Here is a 12,028-nt window from a genome sequence, read left to right as displayed (position 1 = left end):
ATTTCTACTTTTGATTAAGAATGTCTGAGTGAAGTTTTAAATTGATGTCAAATACTTCAAATTTATCTTTATATTGTTGTGTGGTTTGTTGAGGATTTTGTGTATCTGTGGTTCAGAAGTTAAAGTTGAAGCTTCCTGGGTAGTATTTGTAGTCACTATTGAATCAAATATAAACATTTTTGTTAGATAAAGAATTACCAAAAATTCATGTAGCGTTATCTTTAATAATTTGATCTAAATTACCTGATTTATCAATGTTTTTACCTAAAAAGCTTGATACAACAGCTTGATTAGCTACAACATTAAAAGTAGTAAAGTTATTTGGTTTTGAAGAATCAAAATATGTTGTTAATTGGAACATATATGTTATTCAACCAATTTTAGAATTATCTTCACTAATTAAAGGAATAGCCACTGTTATAGGCATTCACGCAATTGTTCCTTGGTTGTCTGGTTGAATTGTTGATCAGAATGTTCAGTCTTTGTAAATTCTGTAATTTACACCATCAAGAGTTATTTTTCCATCTGGTAATTTAGGTTTAATTTTAATGTTAAAATCCTGTGTTGATGTAGATTGATTTACGGCTGCATTACTAAAGTCAGTTAAGAATCAGTTATTTGTTCCTTTGTTAGAGTAATTAACAAATGAAGTAAATAAGTTTGTAACTGCTGTTTGAGGACTTCAACCTGCTTCAGTATATTTAAATATAGCTCTTTGAGGATATAAATCTGTTATTTGGTTGTAAACGCTATACATTTCAGCGTTTGGTAAATACTGACGATCTCCGCGACCATAAAAAGGTAAATTATCTTTTGTTACTTTAAGATATTGAACTGTTTTAAAGTAAGTTTGGACATTGTCGTAATTAAAAATGAAGTTTGGTAAATCACCAAAAACCGATGCATATTGAGTAGGTGCAGAAACACTAAAAGGATTTACATATTCAAATGCTATGTTATACTTAACAGCTTTGTAGTTACTATTAGTTTGGAAAATCGCTTGAAGATAATCGTTTTCATTTGCGCTTCCTACTTCTCCAAAGGCATATAAGTAAATTCTTATGTTTTCTAAGTTATAAACAAAGTTAGGTTGATTTAAAATTGAAAATTCATTAAATAAGTTTTTTAAGTTATTAGCTAAATTCTCTAATTCCGCACTAATGTTAGCAACACTTCCACGATTAGGATTAATTAGCACAGAATTATAGTTTTTACCAGCAATATTTAAGACTTTGTGAATTTTAGCTCTTTCTTGTTCGTTAGCGTTGTAATTTTTTATAGCCTCAAAACTTTCGATGAATTTTTCGGCAATAACATCTTCTTTAATATCAGAATATAAGTAATTTGGTGTTTGTGTATCTGCGTGATTTTCGTTTAAATAGTTGAAAATTTGCGAAATATTAACTATTTGCTGTAATCACAATTTAAAGTTATACAAGGATGTTATAGCTATGTTTAAGTTTAATAAATTTCTTGAAATAGATGAGTTTTGTGAAATTTGCTCAAAAGTTTGTGTATAAACTGATTCGGCTGTAGCTGTTTGAGTGTTATATGAATTTAAAAACTCTGAAAAAGGAGAACTTTCATTTATATCTGTTGAACGATAATTTTGACCAGCAACTGTATTTAAAAATGTTGAAATGTTTTTTCTGCTGTTTAAATATGTTGAATATGTATTTTTAAGACCGCCATTTTGGTTAAAAATCATTTCTTGTAATGAAGGAAATACTTTGTATAAATTTAAAATAAATGTTTGGTAATCATCAAAGTTTTGACTTAAGTTATCAAAATTTAGTGACTCTTTATTAGTTGCGTAATTACTTGTAAAATTACGTATTAATGTGAAAGTTTGCTCATAATTTTGTGGTAAGTAATCATTATTTTGAACTTGTGAGTTTCATAAAATAGCTTCAATCATCATTAATAATGAAGCTTGTCCATTTTCCATTAATGAATTTGTACTTAATTGTTGATTAAAGTTTTCAAATCCGTTTTTAATATTTGTTGCGCTTAAGAGTGTTGAGTTTCTGAAAGATTCAAGTGAAGAAGTTAAATTTTGCAATGGTGTTTTAAGGTTATTTAAGATAAAAATTTGATAATCTTGTTCATAAAACTTAGTTAATTCCGCTTGATTTGTAGGTAATTGCGCATTATTAGAAGTGTTGTTTACAGACTCTAAAAGCGAATTAAGTGCCTCTTCTGAAATATTCAACATCTGTTTTAAAACATTAGCTTGGGAAGAATCAATTGAGTCAACGCTCATTTTTCCATATAAAGCTAAATATTTTTGAACATTAGCTATTTGCGCGTTTAAATTAGCTTTTTCGTATTCATAAACAGCATCAATTTGCTGTTTCATTTTTTGGTAGCTAATATTTATTTGTTCGTTCATTTGGCTAATTGGTGTGTTGATATTAAGAGCTTTTAGATTATCAATAGCCTCGCTTACATATGAACTAATAACTGGGGTAGCTGATTTTGTTTTACTTTGGTAGTTAGCATTTAAATATGAATTTAAAGCACTAGCCATAGACAATTGATTTTGCACTTCTGTGTATTTTTGTCTTTGAAGGCGAACTAAAATACCATTAAAATCGTTTGAGATACTATTAATTGCATTTGTTTTGCTTATTTCATTTCTATTAACATTAACTAACGCTTGGTAAGCTTGAGAAAGAATTGATGCTTGTAAAGAATTTAAAGTTCCTAATTGAGTGTATAAATCATTCATAGCCACTGTTTCGTTTTGAGCTTTTGTGTTAGAGTATTGAACAGCTTCATTAATTGAATTAATTAATAAGTTTGTGTTAGCTAACGCAACTTTAAATGAACTTGGCGCATCACCATTTAAATATCTAGTTTGTAAATTAATTAATTTTTCAACATCAAAATTAGCCGAATCGTTAGCTTGTGTAATAAACTCTTGCAAAATGTTAAATAACGGTTGCGCAATTAAATTTGTGTATTGATTTTGAGCTAAATTAAATTTATTTGTTTGAATATTAACACTTGTTTGAGGGGTTTGTTGAACATCTTTGGTTAATTTTGTAAATAATTCAGCATATAAAGTAACCACTTTGCTTTTTTGAGTTAAAGCCAAAATGTTTGTTTGAATTAATTTTAGTTGCGCTTCGTTTGTTTCTTTTGTATAAGCTTGTTGAACTTTTTCGACATTAGCAATCATAGCATTCAACTGTGCTAAAGCTTGTGGGTTGATTACATTATTAGAATCAGAAATATTTGGATTTAATTGCACTTGAGCAATTTGTTGCTTTTGTAAATTAATAGCTTCGGCAATATTTTTGTATAGTGGATAAACATTAAATAAATTGTTTGCCATTCTATTTAAATCATTAATTATTTGTGAAATTTCAATAATGTATTGATTTTCTTGTTGTGTATTTGGATAAGAATTTGAAATTTCACTCTGAGCTGATAAAATTTGCTCTTTTAGTTCGTTGTATTTTTGTGTATATTTTTGATTCAAAATAGAGTAAACATTTGAAGAATTATCAAGTGAATTTAATTTAGTTGTTATATTTTCAACAGCTTCTTTTCTACTTGTAAACAAGTTAAATTTCTTAGATACACTTGCTTTCATTGTATTGATGATTTGACGAATATCACTTACATTTGATCATTGATTATTACTTGGTATTACTAAAACTGAATTTAAAATTGAGTCAGCTACATTTTTAGCATCTCAAGTGTATAGCCCGCTAGCTTCATTGTTGATTATATTGTATTGAGTTAATTGAGTGATTTGTTCTTTTATTAAAGCGATACTTTGATCATTAATAGCTTTTGCTGTGTCTAATGTCAGTGAAGTTGGTAAGTTTGAAATAAATCCATTTTCATCAATATTTAAAGTTTTTTTGTTAAATGCACTAATGTAGTCTTGGAATTTTTGTTTTTGGACACTAGATTCATAAAACAGACCATTTGGATAATCGTTATTTGCAGCTATTTTATTAAATTCAGCTTGTAAATTTTCAAATGATTGTGTGTATTTAACAGCTGAATAATAAATATTTTGAAGTGATTTTAACTCAGAAATAAATTGACTAATTTGTGTTGAATTAGGATTTGTGTATTGATTTGTAATTGAATTTTGTGGTTGATCTTGATTATTTACTAAATTGTAAACATCGTTATTGATCATTGACAAAATATTGGTTTTATCATTTTCTACTTTAGCTCCAACTGTATCTGTAACTAATTTTACTTGTTGGGCCAATTCATCTATAACTAAGAAATTATTTGCAATTTGATCATAACGATCCATTAATTGTTTTACTTTATTTCTAGCTGCTAATATCTCTTGTGGAGTGTTTTGAGTATATTCAATAGATTCAATTTCATTAGATAAATTAGTTAAATAATCAATTTGTTCTTCTTTGAAGTTTAAAGGATATGAGCTAACGTTTGCTTCGTTTATTTGAGCTTCATATTTTTTAATAAGTTCATTAACACTTAAAATGGATTCATTTTTATAATCATTAAAGCTTATGTTATTTCTGTAAGCTTCATTAAGATTATCAATTAATGTTTGAATCTGTGCTATAACATCTAAATCTGAAGAGCTATTTACCACAACTTTTGAAAGTCTATTTGCTTGCAGTGCGCCACTTAAAGCTTCTAATGAATTTGCGTTTTCATCTTGATTATTATTGTATTCGTTAATTTTTTGAATTAATTTTAAAGCTTGTTTTGAATAAGCTTCAATACTTTGTAAAACTGAAATTTGGTTATTTACAAATAAGGCACTAATTTGTGATTCTTTTTCTTTTAATTCTGCATCACTTAATTTTGGTGTAATATTTTCTGGATGAACTAAGTTATTAACAAATTCTAATGATTCTAATAAATCAGTTTTAGCTGCTATAGTTGCAGAAAAAATTGGGTCGCTATTATCAGGGTAAGCTATTTCAATATCTAATTTTAATTTTGTGTATTGATTGTCAAATTTGTCTTTTCAATAAGCAATTATTAAATCAGTATTTATTTGGTTTAAATCATCAAATGTAGTTTCTAAAGATTCTTTAGCACTTAAATAAACTTCATTATAATACTTGTCCATAATTGGAGTATTAAATGATAATTGAGTTGATAAAGCTCTATAGTTTTGATATGTTGTTTCGACTTCTTGGGTTAAATTATTTCATTTATTAGTTAAATCTTCTTTTGTTGATTGGGCTTTTAGTGTTGTATCAATGATATTGTTATTTAGTTCAATTAATTGAGGGACGCTTAAATTTTTATCACTAAAAGTTTCTTGATATTCACTAATTTTTGCATTTAATTCACTAATATAAGGACGATAAAATACTCTTTGTGCTTGAATGTTAGAGTTTTGTTGTTCTAAATTATTAGAAATAAATGTATTTGGATAAACTTGCTTAATTAAAATCAAATTATCAATAACATTTTTTTGTGGAGTTATTTTAGATGTTTCTGCATCGATATTTCTGATTTTAGCACCTATTTCACTTAAAGAGTCATTGGTATTAAGTAAATTACTCAAAATTACATCTTTATATCTTTCAAAAACTAAATCATATTTTGGGTCATTAGCTTGAGATTGATATGTTAAAAGCGCGCCATTTAAAACACTTGCTAATTTGTAAGTGTTTTCGACTTTTTCGCTAAAGCTTTTTAATTCTTCAATGTTAGCTTGAGGATTATTAGCTAATTCAAAAGCATCATTAATTACTGAGTTAATGTTAGAGTTAACCACATTAATGATTTCACTTAAAGCTGCATTTGAGTTTGTATCAGTATATAAATATGGTGTTAATTTGCTTGCAGCAAATTTTAAAAGTGATTGAGCTTGAGCTAATTTTAATTGCGCTAATTCATTTTCAAGTTGTTGTTGTTTTTCTAAAAATTCTTCAGCATTTAAAAAGTCACCACCTTGGGCTTTTTCAAAAATTTCACTCGCGTTTTGCGCGGTTGCTTTAGCTTGATTTATGGCTGTTGTTGGCTCGTATTGTCCGTATGTATAACTTTGAGCCACGTCAATAGCTTTATTTAAGTTATTGGCTGCAACCTCAAAAAGATAAGCGTTTTCTACTCTAGAATCTAAATCAATCATTTTTTGACGATATTCATCAAATATTTCATCAGAAACATTTGGATCGTTTAAGTGTTCTTGAAGTTTGTTTAACTCATTAATAAATGATTGTTGCATTGGTGTATTTTGTCCGTTAAATCTTAATGGAGCAAAAGTGTTGTTAATGTGTCTTAGTATTGAGTTATAAGTTCTTTGTTTAATTAATTCATTTTTATCTTTTAGATATTCTTGGAATAAATCGTTTAATTGTTTTGCGACTGCTTCAAAGTCATATTCTTCATTTAAATGTGCATATGCGTTTGAGTTATTTTGAATAATATTTTTTATTCTTTCGATTTGACTTGTTAAAATAGCTTTTTCATCTTGATCTTTATCAGAGTTAATTTCATCTAATATACTTTGCTCTAAAGTGCTTAAATTTTTAACATCCGCTAACTTACTATCAATATTATTAAGCGCATCACTAGCTTGTTGGATTTGTTGTTCTTTTTGTTGATCACTTATGGCTAGATTATTTTTAGTAGCTTCGATATTATCTAATATCTGATCTATTTGTTTTTCTACTAAAACTGCTGCCTCTTGTTCTCTTGGGCTATTTGAAAGTAAATCACTTGTTTTTTGTTTAAGATCGTTTGCTTGTTTTTCAACTTTGTCATAAATTTTATAAACAGACGCTTGAGATATTAATTCTTTATATTGTTCAATTCTAGGAACTAATTGATTTCTAGTTGAACCACTTAAAGAATTAGCTAATGGTTTGCTAATGATTTTAAGTTGATTAATTCTATCTTTAAGCGATTGTGGTAAATAAGAATTTTGAACTAAATTATCACCCTCGTTAATTAATTCATTTAGGATTTGTTTTTCTAAATCTTTTAAATCGTTAGAAGCGTCTAAAAATTTATTTTGTTGTTGTTCTAAAACACTTAAAGAATATCTGTTTTGAGTTTTAAGTTGAGCAATTTGTTGTTTGATTGAGTTTGCTAAAGTTAAATTTGGATTTATAGAATTAGTTAAAACTGTTTCTAACTCTTTTTGTAATTGATCAATATTTGTGTTTAATTGTTGTGATCTTTGAAGAACAATTGCGTCGTTACCTAATAATTTCTGAACTTCTTTAAAGGCTTCTTCTAATGAAGAAACATCAAAGGAAGATAAATCGCTTTTGATATTTTCTAAATCACTTCGGTTTATTAAATTAGTATTTTTTGCTTCAGTTGCCTTATCAATCATTTGATCGATAGCTTGATCTAGAGCTTTTGCGGTTATTTGATCTTTTGTTGTTTGTAATAATAAATCTAATAAAGCATTTTTAATCTGAGTTTCATCTTTGTTAGTTGAAGATAACAAATCATTTAACATTTGTTTTTGGGCGTTAATGTAGTTTTTGTATTGTTGATTTAAAGGAACATTATTTAAAATAACATTGCTATCAAAAACTTTATTAAGTTTTGCAATTAATTCTTCTTTAGTTAAAAAAGCGTCACTTAAATGATTTAAAACACCTTTAAGTTGTTCATCTAAAACACTAATATCATTTTGTTTACTTACACCAAAAACTGATTCTGTAGTGTTTGCTTGAGCTTTGATTTGAGTAATCTCAGATAATAATTTGTCTTTTTGCTCTTGTGGTAATTGCGCATTAGAAATTTCGACAATAGCTTGTTCAATTTTTTTGTTAAAGGCATTAATATCTTCAATAGATGAAGTGTTTTTGTTGAGCATTAAATTAAAAACTTCTTCAATGTTTTTAGATAAAACCTGCACATCTTGTGCTGAAAGAGAAGTTGAAGTTAACTTTTCTTCAGCTTCTTTTAAATAATTTTTTAAAACCGCTTTATCTTCAACACTTAAGAAATTATTGTCTTGGTTTAGTAAATTGTCAATTTTGTTCAAATTATCCACTAAAGGTTTTTGAATATTACTTTGATTGTTTAGTGCATCATCTAAAGCATTAATATAATCTTGATATAGTTGATCTTTTTCTTTGGTTGAAATATTTGGATCTTTTAACTTATCAGTTATTGTTTGTGTATTCTTCTCAAATTCTTCTTTAATGTTAGGATCGTTAATCATATTAGCTAACTCATCTAAAGCTTTAGAAATTTCAGTAACATTATTTTGCTCGATTCCTTTTTGCAATTCAAGAGAATTTAAATAAAAATCAATTTCTTGTGCTTTATTATACGCTTGAGTGTATGTAGAGTTTGAATTATCAAGTATTTCTTGTGCTTCTTTAGCTAACTCTAATAATTTGATTTTCTCTTCTTCTGTTAAATTCGGATCTTGTATTTTTTCATATATTTGTTTAATTTTTTGGTTTAAAAACTCAAATCTAGAAGTATCAGATATTATTACATCTTTAACTTGAGATTTTTCGCTTAAATTAAATAGAAAAGCACCAGCACCAGCTGATAAAGCTAGTGCACTTATAGCCGTTGCTGTTAAGGCTTTGTTTTTCTTATTCATTTTTTCTCCTTTGATTTCAATAATTAATTATTGAACTTAAAAATAATCCTAAATTGTTCTAAGTATATCAAAAAAGTCAAAAAACGAAAATGACTAAAAGCACTATAAAATAGGTTAAAAAGTAAAAACACTGTATTAGTTAAATCACATAATCTCTTAAAAACGCTCATTATTTAAGCTTAAATAACTTATTAATTTTTTTCTCAAACAATAAAAAATACTGCTATTGCATCAACAATAACAGTATTTAAAATTATTAAATCTCGTATTTTTCTGGGTGCTTTTGTTGCATTAATTTAATGAATTCTTTTTTATCCATTTCACCGTATTTTTGCATCAATTCAACGCACTCGTCATATTCTTTTAGTGCATATTCAACATTTTCAAAACCACTAACCTTTGTAATTCCTGGACGTTTTCAGTTTTTGTATGTACTAAAGAATGTTTTAACTGTATCTAAAAATGGTAGTGGTAAATCTTCTAAGTTTTGAATGTAATCTAAACGGTAATCATCAGCATGAACAGCAATTAATTTTGTGTCAGTTTCACCATCATCAATCATTTTCATTGCACCAATTATTCTAGCGTTTAAAGAAACACCAGGGATGAATGTTTCGCTTGAATATAATAAAACGTCTAACTCATCACCATCTCAATCAAGTGCATTTGGAATAAATCCATAGTTGCATGGATATTTAAAATCACCACGTAAAATTCTATCTACTTCTATTTGTTTTGTTTTACGGTTGTATTCATATTTAATACGAGAATCTTTTTGTATTTCAATTTTTACTTCTACAATATTTTTCATAGTTTTATTTTATCATTAAAGGTTATTTTTTAAAAGAAAACAAAAAAATAAAATAACGCCTTTAGCGTTATTTTATAGTGGTAAAAGAATAAAGAGTTGTTACTTCTTTGGCCATTTTTTCTAAAGTTTCTAACTCTTTTTTAAATTCTGGTTTGTTTGCGAAATCTATTTCGTCTTGAATTGAGCTTCATCTTTGGATTACAACTACTTCATCATGATCGTTTAAACCATACTCGAAAGATAAGTTTTGTGTTTCCATTCTTGCTTTTTTAACAAAAACGTATAAGTAATCAACAAAACCTTTCATTTTTTCATCTTTAACTTTGTATTTAGTTGCTTTTGTATAAATCATAACTGTTTGCTCCTATTTTATGCGCTCGAAAAACATAAATGTTTTTGCTGTTTTAATGTTATCAAATTTGGCGAAATTTTCTAAATAATTTATAGAAAAATCTATGTTTAAAGCTTGTGAAACTTCTTTCATTTTGTCGGGCATTACAACAGATAAATATGTAGAAACTGCATATATACCATTTAAAAGTCTTACTAAAATTTGCTCTAAATCATCAAGATTTTCTTTAAGAGTTCAAGGTTTTGTTTCATCTATATATTTATTAAGTGAACTACTTAATTTAATAGCGCTAGCAAAACCATTAGCTAAATCCAATTTATCAAAATAACTGATAAATTGATCTTTAGATTCTAAAATCTTATTTTCAATTTCAATATCTAAATCATTTAAACTTTTTTTGTATACCAAAGGTCTATCAAAAGAGTTGGAAATCATTTTTAAAGTTCTAGATACTAAATTTCCGTAATTATTAATTAAATCAGCATTTATAGTATTTTTTAATCTTTCGGCTTCAAAAACACCATCATCTCCTAAAGGAATTTGTGAAGCAAAAAAGTACTTAATCATTTCTGGGTGATAATTTTCTAAAAGTTGATATGGGTCAATTGTATTACCTTTAGATTTAGACATTTTACCAGTTGGTGTTATTATTCATCCGTGACTTTGAATTTTACTTGGAAGCCTTAAATCAAGTGATTTAAGGAAAATTGGTCAATAAATAAAGTGAAATCTAGCAATTTCTTTTCCTAAAAGTTGAATAATTTCATCACCTTCATTTCAAAACTTTTGGAATGTTTCACTTGAATCATCAAAATCAAATCCTAGTGCAATAATATAACTTAAAAGCGCATCTAATCACACGTAAATAGTATGTGTAGGATCTTCTTTTACAGGTATTCCTCATTCAATATTTGTTCTTGTTACTGATAAATCTAAAAGATTATCTAAAAAACTGTTTTTAATCTCATTAATAGTTTTTTCTGGAGCTAAAAAATTAGGATGTTGTTCAATATATTCAGAAATTCATTCTTTAAAAGCTGAAATTTTAAAAAAGTAGCTTTCTTCAGAAACAAACTCTAACTTATGACCGCTACTAGGGTGATAATAATTTCCATCTTCACCTAAATTAGCTTGTGATTTAGTTAAAAACTCTTCATCGCTAATTGAGTATAAACCTTCGTATTTAGATTTATAAATTAACCCTTTATTTACAAAGTAACTAAAAGCTTTTTGAACTGTTTGTACGTGTTTTTTGTTTGATGTTCTTCAAGTTTGAAAATCAGCATCCATTCCGTAAGCTTTTCAAAGTTGCATAAAAGTTTGTGAAACTTTATCAGTAAATTCTTGTGGAGTTAAATTAGCTTCTTTAGCTTTTTGTTGGATTTTTTGACCATGTTCATCTGAACCAGTCAATAAAATAACTTCATAATTATTTAATTTTTTGTAATTTGAAATAACTCAAGCAAGTGTTGTTGTGTATAAATGTCCAATGTGTAAGTTACCCGAAGCATAATATAGTGGTGTTGTAATATAGCAAGTTTTTCTACTCATTTTCAAATACCTTTCTAGGAACATATAACTTTTTAATTTCTGGTAAATAGTCATGGTTTAATTTATCGTTATTATCGTGTAAATATAAATTAGGTAAAAAATGAACACCATAACCACCCTGATATCTACCTTCAATTAAGACAAATTTTGGTTTATCATCTACTCTAGGAACAATTAATTGAACTCTTTTTGGTTCAATTTTTGTTTTTCTCATTTCACAAAAAGCATCAACCATTCTTTCAACTGGTAAAACCAAGTAAAGATAACCTTTTTGTTCTAATAACTTAGCGCTTCCTTCCATTATTTGCGCTAAATTTAAGTGAATTTCGTGTGTCGCTATTAATTTTTCTTGAGAAATTTTCTTTTTAATTTTGCTTTTATCATAAATATAAAAAGGTGGGTTACATACAATTATTTGAAACTTTTTATTAATTGTTTTGTTATAAGTTTTTCAATAGTCATTAAAATCATTATTAATGATTTCAATCTGCTGCTGCATATTATTTAATTCAACATTTTTTTGAGCTAATTCTGCTGCGCTTTTTTGTATTTCTACTGCTTTAATTTTTAAGTCTTTATATCTTGCGGCTAAAAATATCGACAAAGCGGCGTTGTTAGTTCCTATCTCTAGTAAATACTTTGTTTTATGATTTAAAGCAACAAAATTACCTAACAAAATAGTATCTACAGAATAATTAAACATATCTTTGTCTTGATAAATAAATAATTCATCATCAAAACCCAAAGAATTTTTAACAATATTTCTTTGCAT

5 protein-coding genes are annotated in these 12,028 nt (G+C 27.0%); all 5 read right to left on the bottom strand.

The features are described 5' to 3' along the window. Positions 1-4: 4 nt before the first annotated feature. Positions 5-8,542 (bottom strand): hypothetical protein, encoded by an 8,538-nt coding sequence (locus tag V2E24_RS00335; RefSeq protein WP_330500440.1) that lies wholly within the window; start codon positions 8,540-8,542, stop codon positions 5-7. A 256-nt stretch (positions 8,543-8,798) separates the two neighbouring features. Next, the gene (locus V2E24_RS00330) at positions 8,799-9,353 is read right to left on the bottom strand and encodes an inorganic diphosphatase (RefSeq protein ID WP_330500439.1); all 555 of its coding nucleotides are present in this window, start codon (positions 9,351-9,353) and stop codon (positions 8,799-8,801) included. A 67-nt stretch (positions 9,354-9,420) separates the two neighbouring features. Beyond that, the gene (locus V2E24_RS00325; RefSeq protein WP_330500438.1) at positions 9,421-9,705 is read right to left on the bottom strand and encodes an antibiotic biosynthesis monooxygenase; all 285 of its coding nucleotides are present in this window, start codon (positions 9,703-9,705) and stop codon (positions 9,421-9,423) included. A gap of 12 nt (positions 9,706-9,717) precedes the next feature. After that, positions 9,718-11,256 (bottom strand): methionine--tRNA ligase, encoded by a 1,539-nt coding sequence (metG, locus tag V2E24_RS00320; protein ID WP_330500437.1) that lies wholly within the window; start codon positions 11,254-11,256, stop codon positions 9,718-9,720. Continuing rightward, positions 11,249-12,028 (bottom strand): tRNA1(Val) (adenine(37)-N6)-methyltransferase, encoded by a 780-nt coding sequence (locus V2E24_RS00315; RefSeq protein ID WP_330500436.1) that lies wholly within the window; start codon positions 12,026-12,028, stop codon positions 11,249-11,251. Before V2E24_RS00315 ends, metG begins: the two co-directional genes overlap by 8 nt.

The sequence above is a fragment of the Mycoplasmopsis ciconiae genome, from assembly GCF_036350065.1.
Classification (GTDB): domain Bacteria; phylum Bacillota_I; class Bacilli_A; order Mycoplasmatales; family Metamycoplasmataceae; genus Mycoplasmopsis; species Mycoplasmopsis ciconiae.
This window is presented reverse-complemented; position numbering and strand designations above follow the sequence as displayed.